This is a genomic window from Nocardia huaxiensis (genome assembly GCF_013744875.1).
In the GTDB taxonomy this organism is placed as follows: Bacteria; Actinomycetota; Actinomycetes; order Mycobacteriales; family Mycobacteriaceae; genus Nocardia; species Nocardia huaxiensis.
In genome coordinates, this window is the sequence record NZ_CP059399.1 from 920,927 (window position 1) to 937,611 (window position 16,685).

The 16,685-nt window shown below is 66.3% G+C and carries 14 protein-coding genes; 7 read left to right on the forward strand and 7 right to left on the reverse strand.

From position 1 onward, the window contains the following. Positions 1 to 75 precede the first annotated feature (75 nt). A complete protein-coding gene (locus H0264_RS04275) occupies positions 76 to 513 on the forward strand; it encodes an HIT family protein (RefSeq protein WP_181582753.1) in 438 nt (145 codons plus the stop codon). Between the two features lie 128 nt (positions 514 to 641). Continuing rightward, on the forward strand, positions 642 to 1,601 hold the full coding sequence (locus H0264_RS04280; protein ID WP_181582754.1) for an alpha/beta hydrolase: 960 nt from the start codon (positions 642 to 644) through the stop codon (positions 1,599 to 1,601). A gap of 40 nt (positions 1,602 to 1,641) precedes the next feature. Here the strand turns inward: H0264_RS04280 and H0264_RS04285 are convergent, their stop codons facing one another. Both H0264_RS04285 and H0264_RS04290 read right to left on the reverse strand, forming a co-directional pair. Beyond that, complete coding sequence (locus H0264_RS04285; protein ID WP_181582755.1) at positions 1,642 to 1,914, reverse strand: DUF397 domain-containing protein; 273 nt, start codon at positions 1,912 to 1,914, stop codon at positions 1,642 to 1,644. A 277-nt stretch (positions 1,915 to 2,191) separates the two neighbouring features. Then, positions 2,192 to 3,283 (reverse strand): DUF2330 domain-containing protein, encoded by a 1,092-nt coding sequence (locus tag H0264_RS04290; RefSeq protein ID WP_181582756.1) that lies wholly within the window; start codon positions 3,281 to 3,283, stop codon positions 2,192 to 2,194. Between the two features lie 43 nt (positions 3,284 to 3,326). Between H0264_RS04290 and H0264_RS04295 the strand changes: the two genes are divergently transcribed. Continuing rightward, a complete protein-coding gene (locus H0264_RS04295; protein WP_181582757.1) occupies positions 3,327 to 5,486 on the forward strand; it encodes a S9 family peptidase in 2,160 nt (719 codons plus the stop codon). Between the two features lie 4 nt (positions 5,487 to 5,490). On the opposite strand, the gene H0264_RS04300 is transcribed toward H0264_RS04295, so the two are convergent. Continuing rightward, entirely contained in the window at positions 5,491 to 7,011 is a 1,521-nt protein-coding gene (locus H0264_RS04300) for an amino acid permease (RefSeq protein WP_220139943.1), read from the reverse strand. Further along, a complete protein-coding gene (gene gad, locus H0264_RS04305; protein WP_181582758.1) occupies positions 7,008 to 8,435 on the reverse strand; it encodes a glutamate decarboxylase in 1,428 nt (475 codons plus the stop codon). Before gad ends, H0264_RS04300 begins: the two co-directional genes overlap by 4 nt. Before the next feature lie 132 nt (positions 8,436 to 8,567). Between gad and H0264_RS04310 the strand changes: the two genes are divergently transcribed. The 4 genes from H0264_RS04310 to H0264_RS04325 are packed head-to-tail and all read left to right on the forward strand — an operon-like array spanning position 8,568 to position 12,812. Beyond that, positions 8,568 to 9,479: a glutaminase gene (locus H0264_RS04310; RefSeq protein WP_181582759.1), complete on the forward strand. Its 912-nt coding sequence runs from the start codon at positions 8,568 to 8,570 to the stop codon at positions 9,477 to 9,479. Positions 9,480 to 9,520: 41 nt separating this feature from the next. After that, complete coding sequence (gadC, locus tag H0264_RS04315; RefSeq protein ID WP_181582760.1) at positions 9,521 to 10,954, forward strand: glutamate/gamma-aminobutyrate antiporter GadC; 1,434 nt, start codon at positions 9,521 to 9,523, stop codon at positions 10,952 to 10,954. Next, on the forward strand, positions 10,951 to 11,409 hold the full coding sequence (locus tag H0264_RS04320) for a hypothetical protein (protein ID WP_181582761.1): 459 nt from the start codon (positions 10,951 to 10,953) through the stop codon (positions 11,407 to 11,409). The genes gadC and H0264_RS04320 overlap by 4 nt, the downstream gene beginning before the upstream one ends. A 14-nt stretch (positions 11,410 to 11,423) precedes the next feature. Next, the gene (locus tag H0264_RS04325) at positions 11,424 to 12,812 is read left to right on the forward strand and encodes a dipeptidase (RefSeq protein ID WP_276514531.1); all 1,389 of its coding nucleotides are present in this window, start codon (positions 11,424 to 11,426) and stop codon (positions 12,810 to 12,812) included. 118 nt (positions 12,813 to 12,930) lie between these two features. On the opposite strand, the gene H0264_RS04330 is transcribed toward H0264_RS04325, so the two are convergent. Genes H0264_RS04330 through H0264_RS04340 form a run of 3 tightly spaced genes read right to left on the reverse strand, consistent with a single transcriptional unit; the run spans position 12,931 to position 16,540 of the window. Continuing rightward, positions 12,931 to 13,683 (reverse strand): slipin family protein, encoded by a 753-nt coding sequence (locus tag H0264_RS04330; RefSeq protein WP_181582762.1) that lies wholly within the window; start codon positions 13,681 to 13,683, stop codon positions 12,931 to 12,933. Continuing rightward, the gene (locus H0264_RS04335; protein WP_181582763.1) at positions 13,680 to 14,228 is read right to left on the reverse strand and encodes a hypothetical protein; all 549 of its coding nucleotides are present in this window, start codon (positions 14,226 to 14,228) and stop codon (positions 13,680 to 13,682) included. The genes H0264_RS04330 and H0264_RS04335 overlap by 4 nt, the downstream gene beginning before the upstream one ends. Then, positions 14,225 to 16,540, reverse strand: a complete 2,316-nt coding sequence (locus tag H0264_RS04340) for a nitric-oxide reductase large subunit (RefSeq protein WP_244976099.1) — start codon at positions 16,538 to 16,540, stop codon at positions 14,225 to 14,227. Before H0264_RS04340 ends, H0264_RS04335 begins: the two co-directional genes overlap by 4 nt. Positions 16,541 to 16,685 lie beyond the last annotated feature (145 nt).

Consider the following 16,685-nt stretch of genomic DNA (forward strand, 5'->3'; position numbering starts at 1 on the left):
CACACAGGCCGAGGTGGTTTCCGGCTAAAAGCATGCCGGAATGACGAGGGTGGGGCCTCCGCCTAGGCTCGCCACATGAATCCGTACACCATCTTTGCCGATATCGTCGCTGGTCGGGCACCTTCCTCCAAGGTGTACGAGGACGATGATGTGTTGGCGTTCATGGACATTCGGCCGTTCACGCCGGGTCATCTGCTGGTGATTCCGAAGGTTCCGGCGCGGAGCCTGTCGGAGTTGGATCCCGAGGTGGGCGGGAAGCTGTTCCGGGTGGGGCAGCAGCTGGCCGCCGCGCTGCGTGCTTCCGAGGTGGGGGCCGACGGGGTGAATTTCTTCCTCGCCGATGGCGTGACCGCCGGCCAGGAGGTGTTCCATGTGCACCTGCATGTGATTCCGCGTACACCCGGCGATGGTTTCGGGCTGCGTGGCCGGCCCACCACTCCGCCGCGTGCGGACCTCGATTACCTGGCGGGTTCCATCCGCGGAGCGCTGGACAGAAACGCCCCCAAGTCATAGCGAATCTGCATTACCATATGCGTACCGCATGGTTTGCTAGCGACACGCCAATTCCGCAATCTTCCCCGAGGCTCCTGGTTCGTGAGTTACGTTTGAATGCGATTGTGGTGGGCTGATGGAGGTGGGGCATGCGCAGAAGAGTCGTTGCCGCAGCGATTTTCGCGATCGCCGCGAGTTTGCTGTACCCGGTTGCCGTCGCACCGGCAACCGCGAACGCGGCCTCGGTCCTACGCGTAGACGAGCTGAACTCGACCCGCTCCGCCCTCTTCATCGACTCACCCGCCATGGGCCGCGTCATCCAGGTCCAGGTGCTGCATCCGGCGGGCGGCGGATCCCGCCCCAGCTACTACCTGCTCGACGGCCTGGATCCCGGTGCGGCGCAGAGTACCTGGACCAATGCCACCGACGCGGAGCCGTTCTTCAGCGGCAAGAACGTGAACGTGGTGCTGCCCATGGGTGGCCAGGCCAGCTACTACACCGACTGGATCGCCGACGATCCGAAGTTCGGCCGGTACAAGTGGGAAACCTTTCTGACAGAAGAACTTCCGCCGATCATCGACGGCTACTTCAGCGGTAACGGCGTGAACGCCATCGGCGGCCTGTCCATGGGCGGCAACGCGGCTTTCACCCTGGCGGTACGGCATCCGGGCCTGTACACGGCGGTGGCGGGCTACAGCGCCTGCCCGGACACCACTTTCGCTCAGGGGGCCATGCTGTTCTCGATCGCCAACCGCGGCGGCAATCCGTTCAATATGTGGGGCGGCACCACGAGTCCCGCCTGGGCGGAGCACAATCCGGCGCTGATGGCAGATCGCTTGCGCGGCAAGACCATCTACCTCTCGACCGGCACCGGCCTCCCCGGCCCGCACGAGCTGGAGATCAAACCCCAACTGCCGGAGAACATCTTCTTCGGCGGCCCGATCGAGTTCGGCGTGAACGCCTGCGTCACCTCGTTCGAGGGCAAGCTGAAATCGCTCGGTATCCCGGCGCGCATCGACTACAGCCCGGTGGGCACGCACTCCTGGTCGTACTGGCAGGACACCCTGCACCAGTCCTGGCCCACGATCGCCGGAGCGATCGGGGCCTGACGATGGGTGAGCGGGCGTGCCGGTCCGGCACGCCCGCGAACTACGTTCCGGGACGGTTGAATTCGCCGTCCTTGGCTCCGGCTACGAACGCCGCCCACTCTCCCGGCGTGAAGATCAGGATGGGTCCGTCGGGGTTGCGGGAATCGCGAAGGGCGATATTGCCGGTCGCGAGGAAGGCGATCTCGACGCCGTCGGCGTTCTCGTCGCTCCGCCGCCACACGGCGTCGGGTTCTATCTGGCGGTTCTTGACTTCCACTCCTGGGCTCCTGTGCGGCTGCGGGCAGTACTGGACGGTGATGTGGATCGCATTCATGATGCCAGCGTTTGTGCGGCCTCCGGATCGGATATTCCATTCTGTGTCAGCGGAAGGGAGGTATGGTGCGCACGCCATGGTCTCAGCAGCGGGCAGCCCCCATCTCCGACAGCTGTGAGATGGTTCCCGCACGCTTCACGGTGGAATTGGCTCACAGCATCCTGCGGATCCACCGAAGTTGCCCGACCGATCAATGTGCCCGTCGCAAGGCGGCGGTGTTTTTCCTGTACGAACAGCGGCAGCCTGCCAACGGCAATGGAGCGCGTACGCGCCGCCGCTAACCGACCCGAGTCGTGGGCCGCCGCAGCACGATGGTGGCGGCGAGCACCGGGATCAGCCCCAGCGCGCTCACCACGAGTATGTAACCCGCTGGGATGCTGAGGATTTCGCGCACCTCGGTGCGGCGCACCACGTGCTGGAAGTCGCCTGCGGAACTGGCCGTGAAGGTGAAGTCCGAGGTGATCGCCGCGGGGGTGCGGATCGTGGTGGTCAGCTCGGTCAGATAGTTGTTGCCGTTGGCGGAGAGCCGGCGCAGATCCGCGTCCGCAGGATCGGAGATGCGCCCCGCGAAGTCGACGTCCTGCCACTGTTCGGTGCGTGCCGACCGCGATGTCGCGTCGGGATCGGAGCGCGTGACCCGCTGACCGTTCAGCACGTACAGGCGTACCGACTGGGTGCCGGTGGCGGCGCTCGACATGCGCATGGGATACACCAGGTGATCGGTGTCGAAGGTGAGCCGCACCGGATTCAATCTGCCGCGCAGGGCTTCCGAGCCGGTGAGCCGCATGGCCACGAACGACCAGCCCTCGCTGAGATACGGCTGCAGTGTGGCGATCACCTCGTCGCGCAGGGCATAGCCGTTGGCGTTCAGCCACTCTCGTACGCCACTAGAATCCCCGCCGCTGAGCGTGGTGGCTTCGAGCGGGCCGAGCCGGACCTGGTTCACCACGGTCGGCGCGCCGGTCGAGTTGGCCGCACCGCCGGGTGCGACCGCGCCATCGCCGCCGCGCCCCAGCGCGGGCGATGGCGGGAACCACCGGTAGTCCACGATCTCCCGGGGCGCGGTGATCTCGTCCAGTTCGTCGAAGGTCGCCGCACTGCCCTCGGTGACGGTGGCGGGTGCGGGTGTGGGCACGATGAGCGCCGCATTGTCGCCACTGCTCTGGAGCGACAGCCGCATGACGATGGTCTCGCGCGTGCCCTCCAGCCCCAGCAGCGCGACTTCGTCGTCCACGCTCGCCGTCTGTCCGATCGGCGGCGCGATTCCCCCGCACGCGCATGCGGAAGCGGGTGCGGCCAAACCCATTCCCCCCGCCCCGGCCACGGTGGCCACCACCGCGAGCAGGCGCGCTGTCGAACGCAACAGCATGGCGCGAGCTTACCGGAGTGAGCGCCCCACTAACGTGGAGCGCATGGCTCTTGACAGTGGTAGCGCGACGACCAATCCAGGCGTGGCAGTGTCCGCGCCGATCGCCAAGAAGGTGCCGAGCGAACGCGTGCACCACGGCGATGTCTTCGTCGACGAGTACGAGTGGCTGCGGGACAAGGAGAACCCCGAGGTCATCGCCTATCTGGAGGCGGAGAACGCGTACACCGAGGCGCAGACGGGCAAGTTGGGGCCGTTGCGGGAGAAGATCTTCGACGAGATCAAGGCCCGCACGCAGGAAACCGACCTGTCGGTTCCGACTCGCATGGGCGACTACTGGTACTACTCGCGCAGCTTCGAGGGCAAGCAGTACGGCGTGCACTGCCGCTGCCGCGTCGCCGACGCCGACGACTGGACCCCGCCCAAGCTCGAGGTGGACGCGGCCATCGAGGGCGAGCAGATCCTGCTCGACTCCAATGAACTGGCCGAGGGTCACGATTTCTTCTCCCTCGGCGCGTTCTCCATCAGCCACGCGGGCGACCTGCTGGCCTACTCCGTCGACACCGTCGGCGACGAGCGCTACATGCTGCGCTTCAAGAACCTGGAGACCGGCGAGATCCTCGCCGACGAGATTCCGGGCACCGCGCCCGGCGCGACCTGGTCCCTCGATGGGACGCACGTCTTCTATCAGACCGTCGACGAGTCCTGGCGGCCCGACACCGTGTGGCGGCATCGCCTCGGCACCGCACAGGCCGCCGATGTGAAGGTCTTCCACGAGCCGGACGAGCGCTACTGGGTGAGCATCGGCGCGACCCGCTCCGAGAAGTACCTGGTGGTCTGGGTCGGCTCCAAGATCACCAGCGAGGGCTGGATCCTCGAATCCGACAATCCCGAGGGCGAATTCCGGGTGCTCATCCCGCGCCGCGAGGGCGTCGAGTACTCGGCCGAGCACGCCGTCATCGGCGGCGAGGACAAGCTGCTCATCATGCACAACGATGTGATCGACGGGCGGAAGGCGGAGAACTTCGTGCTCGCCGAGGCCCCGGTCGCCGATCCGTCGAATATGCGCATCCTCATCGGCCACCGCGACGATGTGCGCCTCGAGGATGTCGACGCCTTCTCCGACAAGCTGGTGCTCAGCTACCGCAAGGAGGCGCTGCCGCGAGTCGCGGTGTGGCCCTTGACCGCCGACGGTTACGGCGAGCTGAAAGAGATCGATTTCGATCTCGCGCTCTTCTCCGCCGGTCTCGGCTCCAACCCGGAGTGGGAGCAGCCGACCCTGCGCATGGGCGTCACCTCCTTCATCACCCCGATGCGGGTGTACGACTACGTGCCCGGCACGGGTGAGCTGCTGCTGCGCAAGGAACAGCCGGTGCTCGGCGGCTACAATCCCGACGAGTATGTGCAGCAACGCGATTGGGCCGTGGCCGCCGACGGCACCCGTGTCCCGATCTCCCTGGTGGTGCGCCGCGACGCCCCCGCCGGCCCGAAGCCGTTGCTGCTCTACGGTTACGGCTCCTACGAGGCCAGCATCGACCCCGGCTTCTCGGTGGCGCGGCTGTCCCTGCTCGACCGGGGCATGGTCTTCGCGGTCGCGCACGTGCGCGGCGGCGGCGAGATGGGCCGCCTCTGGTACGAGCACGGCAAGACCCTCACCAAGAAGAACACCTTCACCGACTTCGTCTCCTGCGCAAGGCATCTCATCGATTCCGGCGTCACCGCCGCGGACCGCATGGTCGCCGATGGCGGCAGCGCGGGCGGCCTGCTGGTGGGCGCGGTGGCCAACCTCGCGCCGGAGTCCTTCGCGGGCATCCTCGCCAACGTCCCCTTCGTCGACCCCCTGACCTCCATCCTCGACCCCTCGCTCCCGCTCACCGTCATCGAGTGGGACGAGTGGGGAAACCCGTTGGAGGACAAGGAAGTCTACGACTACATGAAGTCCTACTCGCCGTACGAGAACGTCGAGGCCAAGGACTACCCGGCCATTCTCGCCATCACCAGCCTCAACGACACCCGCGTGCTGTACGTGGAACCGGCCAAGTGGGTCGCGAAACTGCGCGCCACCAAGACCGGCCACGCTCCGCTGCTGTTGAAGACGGAGATGAGCGCCGGTCACGGTGGCGTCAGCGGCCGCTACGAGAAGTGGAAGGAAGTCGCCTTCGAATTCGCCTGGGTGCTGGACACTGTGGGCCTGGCCGACCGCTGACCGGCTAGCCGGTCTTCAGGTGTGAGGTGTCGGCGCTCGGACCGAGCGCCTTCGCCTTCACCTCGTCCGGCGGGACCCAGGACGGCTTCTTCATGCGCTCGATGATCAACGGCACCGCGCTGAACACGATCGCCCCGCCCGCCACCAGGGCGATGTAGGTGCCGGGGCTGCCGATGGGCAGCTGCGACGGTGGCACGAACGCCAGGATGAAGGCGAAAGCCACCGAGAGGAAACCGATTCCGGCGAAGATCCACATGCCCAGGGTGCCGCCCGGAATCTTGAAGGCGCGGGGGAGGTCCGGCTGGGTGTAGCGCAGCCGGATGGCGGCGGCGTACATGAACATGTAGATGATCAGGTACAGGCTCACCGCCATGGCGGAGATGAGGAAGAACGCCGAGCTGACATCGTCCATGAACAGGTAGATCGAGGACAGCGCGGTGACGATGACGCCCTGGATGATCAGGATATTCACCTGCACGCCACGGTTGTTCACCTTTTGCAGCACCGGCGGGAGCATGCCGTCGTGTGCGGTGGCCAGGACGCCGCGGCTGGGGCCCATGATCCAGGCGAGTACACCCGCCAATGCGCCGTAGGCGATGAGCGCCGACAGGATGCGCACCGGCCAGCTGGTGTGGATCATCTCGTCGAAACCGAGCGTGAAGGCGTCGAAAACGCCTGTGTTCAAATCGATTTTGTCGTAGGGGACGATGCCCGCCACGGCGAGCGCGCCGAGGGTGAAGATGCCGAAGGCCACGGCCGCCGCGATCATGATGGCGGCGGGGTAGCCCTTGGCCGGATTCTTCAGTTCGGTGGAATGCACGCCCTGCGATTCCACGCCCGCGAAGTTCAGCAGGATGCCCGCGAGGAAGGCCAGGCCGGAAAGCCCTGCGAGATAAGGGAAGAAGCGCGGTGAGTCGTGGCCGCTGTGGTCGACGGTGACGGCCGGATCGGTGGTGTGCTCCCAGCCGATGGAATGCCCGGTGGACAGCCACCAGAGGAAGACCAGCACCAGGATGATGCCGGGCAGCGCGGTGCCGAGCAGGAATCCGGCGCGGGTCACCTTCAGCGCGAACTGGTTGCTCACGAACGCCACCGCCGTGCACAGCCAGAAGGCGACGATGGCGAAAACGCCTACGTAGACATGGTTCTGGGCGATGTCGGGGCGGTCGAAGGCGAAGGCCACGCCCGCGGCGGCGAAGCTCATGCCGGTCGGGTAGAAGACGATCACCTGGATCCAGGACAGGAAGATGATCCAGAAGCCCACGGGCTTGCCGAAAGCCCCGCTGATCCACGCGTAGAGGCCACCGGCCTTGTCGGCGTACATGCTTCCCAGTTCGGCCGCGACGAGCCCGGCGGGAATCAGGAACAGCACGGTCGAGAAGCCGATGTAGAAGAACATCGTCATCTCTTCCTTGGCCATCATGGGCAGCCCGCGCAGCGAGGTGACGATCGAGGCGGCGGTGGTGAATCCGAGCGCCGAGACGCTCAGGTACTTGGTGGCGGTCCGCGCCGTCGTGGCTGTCACGACTTCGCCTTGCCCGCAGCGGCTTTCACCCTCGCCACGATCTCCTCGTGCGAGACGGCCGGGGTGGCGTTGTGGGTGAAGCCGCCCGCGTCCTCGCGGGTGAGCGAGGTCTGCATGGGATGCGCATCCAGTTGCCGCAGACCGCGTTTCACGTCGTCGAGCAGCAGATCGGCCTGGTCCAGGGTGAATCCGTGTCGCAGTACCGCGCGCATGATGGTCTCGTTGTCGCGGTCGGCGGGCAGCGGATAGGCGGCGATGAGCCAGCCGCGGGTGCGCAGCCGGTCGGACAGGTCGTAGAGGTTGAAGTTCTGGTCGCCGTTCAGCCGCCACGACACGGCGGTGATGCCCTTGTCCGGGTCGGCGGCGTGGATGAGGTCGAACGGGCCGATGTCGGTGAGGCCCTTGGCCAGGTGCTGGCCGGCCGCGTAGATGGCCGATTGCACGCGCCGGTATCCGGTGCGCCCGAGCCGGATGAAGTCGTAGTACTGGGTGATGGCCTGTCCGCCCGGCCGGGAGAAGTTCAGATTGAAGGTGGGCATATTGCCGCCGAGGTAGTCGACATTGAAGACGAGTTCCTCGGGCAGGTCCTCGGCGCTGCGCCAGATGGCCCACCCTGCGCCGAGCGGGGCCAGCCCGGTCTTGTGCCCGGAGGCGTTGATGGATTTCACGCGCGGCAGCCGGAAGTCCCACACGATGTCGGGCGCGGTGAACGGTGCGAGGAAGCCGCCGCTGGCCGCGTCCACGTGAATCGGGATGTCGAGTCCCGTTTTCGCCTGAATGTCGTCGAGCGCCCGGCTGATGCCCTGCACGTCCTCGAACAGTCCGGTGAAGGTCTGCCCGAAGGTCGGCACCACCATGATGGTGTTCTCGTCGACATGCGCCGCGATGTCGTCGGGGTGCATGGTGAAGTGGTTGCCGCGCAAGGGAATCTGGCGGATCTCGACATCGAAGTAGCGGGCGAACTTCTCCCAGCACACCTGCACCGGCCCGCACACGAAGTTGGGGAGGCCGCGCCCGCCGCGCTTGCGCCAGCGGAATTTGGCGGCCAGTCCGCCCAGCATGGCGGCCTCGCTGGAGCCGGTGGTGGAGGTGCCGAGGGTGCTCATCGGGTCGGGGGAGTGCCACAGGTCGGCGAGCATGTGCACGCAGCGCTGTTCGAGTTCGGCGGTCTGCGGGTATTCGTCCTTGTCGACGATGTTCTTGTCCAGGCTCTCGTCCATGAGCCGCCGGGCCTGGTCGTCGACCCAGGTGGTGCAGAAGGTCGCGAGGTTCATCCGGGCGACGCCGTCGAGCAGCAGTTCGTCGTGGACGATCTGATAGGCGACCTGGGGGTAGATCTCCCGTTCCGGGAAACCGCCGCGTGGGGCCGGGCGTTTGATGCCGGGCATGGCGAACAGGTCGTCGGGTTCCTGAGTGGTGGTCATCGGGCCTCCGTCGCACGGTCGAGCCGGGTGTTTGCCATCGAAGTGCACCAGTCCCGAGACTCATCGAAACCGGTTGAGCAAGTATTCGTTTCGTAATCAGAAGATAGTTGCTGAACGGTTACTATTTCGACTATGGACTATCCGCATGTCGTCGACCAGGTGATGTCCGCAGTACGGCCGCACATTGGCGAGGGCGCGGTCGCCGATTACATTCCCGGCCTCGCGAAGGTCGATCCCAAGCAGTTCGGTTTCGCCGTCGCGACCGCGGACGGGCAGCTCTACACCGGCGGTGACGTGCACGTTCCCTTTGCCATCGAATCCATTTCCAAGGCGTTCGCGCTTGCGCTGGTGCTGGGTCGCAAGGACGCCGACGTCTGGAAGCGGGTGCGCCGCGAACCGTCCGGCATGGCCTTCAACGACCTGATCGAGCTTCAGCTGGAGAACGGCATTCCCCGCAATCCGTACATCAATGCGGGGGCCATCGTGGTCGCGGACGAATTGCTGGCCGATACCGGCGATGCCGTGGCCGCCCTGCGCGACTTCTTCCGCGCCGAGACCGGCAATCCCGCCCTCGACGTCGACAGCGTGATCGCCGAATCGGAGCTGCGCTCCGGCGACCGCAATCGCGCCATCTCCTATCTCATGGCCAGCTTCGGCAATATGCGCAACACCGTGGAACTGGCCCTGGACCACTACTTCCGGCAGTGCTCGTTCAGCATCACCTGCGCCGAACTGGCCAAGGCCGGACTCGTCATCGCCCGGCACGGCCTGCGCGCCGACGGCAGCCGCCTGCTGAGCGAGGACGACGCCCGGCACATCACCGGGCTCATGACCATGTGCGGAACCTACGACGGCGCAGGCGAATACGCGTATCGCGTCGGCCTGCCCACCAAGAGCGGGGTCGGCGGCGGACTGCTCGCCGTGGTGCCCGGCGTCTGCTCGGTCGCCGCCTGGGGACCGGGGCTGGATGCCAAGGGCAACTCGGTCTCCGGCGGCATCGCGCTCGAAACATTTTCCCGGACAGGCGGTTTCTCGGTCTTCTGACCTGTCGTTCTCGTGTTCACAACGGACGGAAGGGAACAACCATGGCGCACGCGGCGACCAAATCCGCGAAACCGGCTGTGGCCACCTCGTACATCTCCTGGATCACGCTGGCCTTCATGACCACCAGTTCGGTGGCCAGCCTGCGGTCCGCGCCGACCATGGCCGTGTACGGCCTGGCCTGCATCTTCCTGTACCTGTTGCCCGCCATCGTGTTTCTGCTGCCGACCAGCTTCGTGGCGGCCGAACTGGCCTCGGGCTGGGCGGGCGGCGTCTACAAGTGGGTGGGGGAGGGGCTGTCGCAGCCGCTGGGCTTCCTGGCGGTGTGGTGCCAGTTCGCCATGACGATCTTCTACTACCCGACGCTCCTGGCTTATGTGGCAAGCACTTTCGCCTACATCATCCATCCGTCGCTGGCCTCCAACGGCGTGTACGTCGCGATCGTCATCATCACCATCTACTGGGCGGGCGTGTTCATCTCCTCGCAGGGCACCAAAACCGTTGCGGGACTGTCGAGTATGGGACTGGTCATCGGCACCCTGATTCCGGGCACGCTGCTGGTCATCCTCGGCCTGGTGTTCCTGGCACAGGGCAACGAGACCGCCGCGCCCATGGACGCCGGGCATCTGCTGCCCGCCTGGACCGGACTGGCCAGCCTGGTGCTCATCGTCAACAACTTCATGTCCTTCGCGGGCATGGAGATGAACGCCGTGCACGTGTCCTCGCTGAAGAATCCGGGCAAGGAGTACCCGAAGGCCATGGCCGTGGCCGTGCTGCTGGTGCTGGCCATCTTCATCATTCCGGCGGTGGTGATCAGCTGGGTGGTGCCGGCCGGCAGCCTGAGCCTGACCGCGGGCGTCATGCAGGCTTTCGACGGCTTCTTCAACCACTTCGGCATCGGCTTCCTGACCCCGGTGCTCGGCATCATGCTGGTGGCGGCGGCGCTGGGCGGAATGCTCACCTGGCTGGCCGGACCGTCCAAGGGACTGCTGCTCATCGGCCGCCAGGAGGGCTATCTGCCGCCGATCCTGACCAAAGTGAACAAGCACGGCGTGCAGCAGAACATGCTGGTCGCACAGGGCATCTTCACCATGGTGCTGGCGCTGCTCTATGCCTTCATCCCGAATGTGTCCAGCGCGTACTGGATTCTGTCGGTGATCACCACGCAGGTGTATCTGATCATGTACGTGCTCATGTTCGCGGCGGCCTGGCAGCTGCGGCGCAAGCAGCCCGACCATCCGCGCGGCTACCGCGCGCCCATACTGGGCGTGCTGTGCGTGGTCGGCACGCTGTCGTCCATCGCGGCGTTCGTCATCGGGTTCGTCCCGCCGTCGCAGTACAGCAGTGACAATCCGGTGGTGTACGTCGGCATCATCGCTCTCGGCCTGGGCGTGGTGGGCCTGCTGATCCCGTATCTGTTCCTGCGTTTCGCCAAGCCGAGCTGGAAGACCGAGGTTCCCGAGGAGGCGCTGTCATGACCGGTCTGGAATCGGCGCAGCAGACCCGCAACCGCCGCAGGATCAATATCGTCGCGGCGCTGGTGCTGGTCGCTCTCGCCATTGTGGGAGCAATCCTGTTCAAGCAGAACAAGAATGACGACGAGGCGCTGCGCAAGGCGCAGATCCTGCACACCCGGCTCATCGACGCGGGGCTGGCCGCGCCCGACGCGGAGACCATCCGGGATTCGCTGGGCAGTGACGGCGGTCTGGTGTGCCAGGACCCGTCCTCGCCGCTCATCAAGGCCCGCTATCAGGCCGCGATCAGCAATGGCGCGTCCGGGCCGGGCAATCGCCCGGTCATCGCCGACACCGACATGTTGCAGGCCACCGCCCTGGCCATCGAGACCTACTGCCCGGATCATCTCGCGGCCTACCTGAAGGAAACGGCCGATCTGCGGACCGGCGATACGGTGAAACCCGGAGACGGCCAGTGACAGAGGAGGATGTAGTGACCGATACCGCTGCCGCGAACGACGATTCGCGCACCGCCGAGCTGCGGGCGCAGGTCAAGGCGCTCATGCCGCGGGCGAAAGCCGATCTCACCGAACTGGTTTCGTACAGGTCGGTGTACGACGCCCGGCAGTTCCCGGTCGAGGAATGCGTCAAGACCGCGCAGTGGGTGGCCGACGCCTTCGCCGCCGAGGGCCTCACCGACGCCGGACTGCACGTGACGCCGGACGGCAGCAATACCGTGGTGGCCCGCTATCCCGCACCCGCCGGGAAGCCGACCATCATGCTGTACTGCCACTACGATGTGCAGCCGCCGCTGGACGATGCCGCCTGGAAGACGCCGGTGTGGACGCTGACCGAGCAGGACGGCCGCTGGTACGGGCGCGGCGCGGCGGACTGCAAGGGCAATATCGTCATGCATCTGACCGCCCTGCGTGCGCTGCGGAAGACACTGGGCGGCAAGGACTTCCCGGTCGGGCTCACCCTGGTCTGCGAGGGCTCCGAGGAGCAGGGCACCGGCGGTCTCGAACAGTTCGTGCCCGGCAATGTGGAACTGCTGCGCGCCGACACCATCCTCATGGACGACTGCGGCAACTTCGCGGTCGGCGTGCCCACCTTCACCCAGACCCTGCGCGGCAATGTGAATGTGGTCGTCACCATCGAAACCCTCAGCAGCCCCATGCATTCCGGCATGTTCGGCGGCGCCGCGCCCGACGCCCTGGCCGCGCTCATCCACGTGCTGGCCACCCTGCGGGACGAGCACGGCAACACCACCATCGACGGGCTCACCGCCGATCAGGTGTGGGACGGCGTGCAGTACCCGCCCGACGCCTTCCGCGCCGACGCCAATGTGCTGCCCGGCGTGGACCTGCTCGGCAGCGGCACGGTGTCCGACATGCTCTGGGCGCGACCGTCATTGACGGTGCTCGGCATCGACGCCCCCAAGGTGGTCGGCTCGTCGGCGGCCATCCAGCCCACCGCGGCGGCGCGCCTGAACCTGCGCATCCCGCCCGGCCAGGACCCGCAGCAGGCGCTGAAACTGCTGAAGGGGCACCTGGAATCGCACACCCCGTGGCATGCCAAGGTGACCGTCGAAACCGAAGCCGTCGGTGCGCCTTTCAAATCCGCGTCCGGCGGCCCGGCCCGCACCGCCATGGAGAAGGCCCTCGAAGCCGCCTACGGCCGCCCCACCACCACCTCGGGCCAGGGCGGCGCGATCCCCCTCTGCAATGTCTTCGCCGACACCTACCCCGATACCGAGATCATGCTGCTCGGCGTCGAGGAACCCAAATGCCTGATCCACGCCCCCAACGAGAGCGTGGATCCGACCGAGATCGAGAACATGGCACTGGGTTTGGCGCTGTTCCTGGCGTCCTACACGGACTGAGCACAGCGTCATCCCGGCGCGCTTTTGGCCGGGATCCACACAGGCGGTACACCTGCTGATTGTGTGGATCCCGGCCAAAAGCATGCCGGGATGACGAGGCCGGGATGACGGGGTGGGGTCAGCGAGAGAGTATGCGGCTCAGCGGTTCGGCGAGGTCGATCGGCATGGGGAACACGACGGTGTTGCGGCCCTCGCCGCCCATTTCGCTGAGTGTCTGGAGATACCGCAGTTGCAGGGCGGCCGGGGTGCTCGCGAGGATTTCGGCTGCCTCGCGGGTGTTCTCGGCCGCCTGCACCTCACCGCGTGAATGGATGACGCGGGCGCGGCGTTCGCGTTCGGCCTCGGCCTGGCGGCCGATGGCGCGCTGCATGGCCTCCGGGATCTCGACGTCCTTGATCTCGACGAGAATGACCTTCACGCCCCAGGGTTCGGTCTGCTCGTCGATGATCTTCTGCAGGTTGGTGTTGAGCTGGTCCCGCTCCGACAGCAGCGTGTCCAGGTCCTCGCGCCCGAGCACGGAACGCAGTGTGGTCTGGGCGATCTGGGAGGTGGCCACGGCGTGGTTCTCCACCTCCACCACGCTGCGCACCGGATCGACCACCTTGAAGTAGGCGACCGCGTTCACCCGCACCGGCACATTGTCGCGGGTGATGGCCTCCTGCGGCGGAATGGTGAGCGCGATGGTCCGCAGATCGACCCGCACCATGCGGTCCGCGAACGGGATCAGGCCCACCAGGCCCGGTCCCTTCAACGGGCGCAGCCGGCCCAGCCGGAAGACCACGGCGCGTTCGTATTCCCGCAGAATCCGCACCGTCGATACCAGGGCGGCGAGGACGACCACGCAGCCCGCGGCGAGACCGGCGACCATCATCGGGAACTCCTCTCGAGCCCGGCCGGGAAGGCGGCGGGCGTATGCCGGAAGTGGTCGGTCAGCACCCAGCCCGCCGCCAGCCAGCCCAGCGAGATCGGCACCAGCACAGCGAAATTCGCGATCGACGGCTTGAGTGCCGCGGCGAGCAGCAGGAACACCGCCGCCAAGAGCATGAGCAGCAGCGCGATCCCGCGATGGAACCGCCCCGCCTCCGAATGCGGCCACGGATCCACCGCCCGCGTGATCTCCCGGCCCTCCAGCGAGGGCGTGCACTCGCGCTTCTCCGGGCAGGCATTGCACACCGTGGGCCGGCCCCGGTACCGCACCAGCCGCTCCCGCTTGTCGATGCTGTGCGGCCACAGCGGCTGATCGGTGGGGCACACCCAGTAGTCGTGGTCGGGCAGGTACCGGAATCCAGCCGTCCGATGCCGGTCCGCACGCCGATGAATATGGCGCGCAATCACATCCAGCACGAAGGCGATGGCGATCAGCAGCACCGCGTAGCTGCCCATGGCCACGGTCTCGGGGGAGGGGCTCAGGGTCACTGCTCCTCGCCCCCGGCCACGGTCGCCAGCTCCGGCGCGGGCACATCCCAGTCCGGGGTGTGCGTCTTGGAGTCCTCGGGCCGGTCCGCGCCGCCGGTGCCGCGATACTTCACCGCCAGCACCATGATCCACAGCAGCGGCGCGATGCCGCCCAGCATGAACACGATGTCGCCGGGCATGCGCAGCCACTCCAGCACTGTATTGGCCTTGCTCTGGATGTAGGTGAGCTCGCGCGCCTCGTAGTAGCCGCTGCCGACGGCCTTGTACAGCTGCAGGATTCCGATCGGGAACAGGGTGGCGAACACCATCCACGCCAGGCCGATGTTCAGCGACCAGAACGACAGTTTCGCGAGTTTGTCCGGCCACTTGTCGGCCGGGATCATGTAGCGCACGCAGAACAGGGCGAAGGCGCAGGCCAGCATGCCGTACACGCCCATCATGGCGGCGTGCGCGTGATTGGCGGTGAGCGCGGTCCCGATCTCGTAGTAGGACACGATGGGCAGGTTGATCAGGAAGCCGAAGACGCCCGCGCCCAGGAAGTTCCAGAACCCGACGGCCACCAGGAACATGACCGCCCAGCGGTGCGGGAACGGGGTCTGCGAGCGCGCCTCCTGCTTGGAGCCCAGCTGCAGGAAGCTCCACGCCTCGACGGTCAGGAAGGTCAGCGGCACCACCTCGAGCGCGGAGAACACCGCGCCCAGAGCCATTGTCTCCACGGGGGTTCCGTTGAAGTACATGTGGTGCATGGTGCCCACCACGCCGCCCGCCGAGTACAGGATGACGTCCAGGTAGATGACGATCATGCCGACCCGTTCGCGCACCACGCCCAGCAGCACGAACATGTAGGCGACCATGACGGTGGTGAACAGCTCCAGGAAGTCCTCCACCCACAGGTGCACCACCCAGAACCGCCAGAACTCGGTGACGGTGAAGTTGTCGCCCGGCCGGGCCAGCAGCCCGACCGCGTACACGGCCGGAATGGCCAGCGCCGCAAGGAAGAACAGCCACGGCATATTGCCCATGTGCTCGTTGGCGAGCCGGTGCCGCATGCCGCGCCACAGGATCGCCACCCAGACCGCGAGCCCGGCCACCAGCAGGATCTGCCAGAAGCGCGCCAGATCCAGGAAGGTGAATTGCTGTGCGGCGAAGAAGTTGTCGTAATCCACCTTGCCGTGAATGCTCAGCGCCTCGCAGATGAGGCTGCCGAACACCACCACCGCGACCGCCCCGAGCAGGATGTAGGAGAGTTTGCCCTGCCCGCGCGGTTCGCGGCGAGCGATCAAGGGCGTCAGGAAGATTCCCGCCGCCAGGAACGCCGCCACCACCCAGAACAGCGCCAGTTGCAGATGCCAGGTGCGGGTCAGGTTGTAGGGCAGCCACTGTGCGAGATCGATGCCGAAGAAGTCGGTGATGTGCGCCCGATAGTGCTCGGTGGCCGCGCCCAGCATGGCCTGCGCGCCGAACAGCACCACCATGACCGCGAAATACCAACGGGTGGAACGCTGTCCGGGCGTCAGCATGACCTCGCCGGGCTCCCGGAACGACAGCGTCGCCGCCTCCCGGCCCTTCCAGCCGAGCTTGTCGCCCCAGCGCCCGAACACCGCGAACAGCACGCCGATGCCGACCAGCAATGAGATCAGCGAAATCACGCTCCACACCACGACACTCGCGGTCGGGGTGTTGCCCACGCGTGGTTCCGGCGGCCAGTTGTTGGTGTAGGAGTAGTCCTTGCCGTCGCGGTGCGCGGCCGAGATCCAGGCGGTCCAGGAGATGAACGAGGTCACCGCGCGCACGGCGTGCTCGTCGGCGAGCACCTCCGGCTTGAGGCCGAGTTCGGTGCTGTCGCTGCGGAATACGGTGCCGTAGTGGGCGGTCAGCGCGTCGAATGCCAGCGCCTGCTCGGGGCTGTACACCAGCACGCCGGTGTGCTCGTCGTAGCGATTGGCCTGGAAGTCGGCCTGGACGAGTTCACGTGCGGCATCGGTGCCCGCGTGCTCGTCGATGGCGATATTCGCGGCCCGGCGCAGATAGTCGGCGGTGTAGTCGGGTCCGAGCCAGGCCCCGTGGCCGAGGATCGAACCGTATTCCATCAATCCGGCGGCCAGGAAGATCTTCTGGCCCTCGCCGATATCGTCGCCGGTGAACAAGAGGGTGCCGTCGGCGGTCTGCACGCGATCGGGAATCGGCGGTCCGTCGTCGTAGGTGCGGAAGGCCAGTAATCCCATGATGAAGAATCCGAATAGGGCGACCAGGGCACAAGCCTGAATCCATCCCTTGCCGACGAGCAATTGCCGTTTCGAATCCTGGGCCACTCCCGATCCTCCGCTCGTTGTCCGAACTCGCCGATCGCAGTACCTTTTCCGCTCGCCCGACGACTGTATCGCTTGATCGAGCGGCAATTACGTAGCAAACTCTGATGTCGAAACTGCACGACTGACCGATTGCACGATCCGGCTA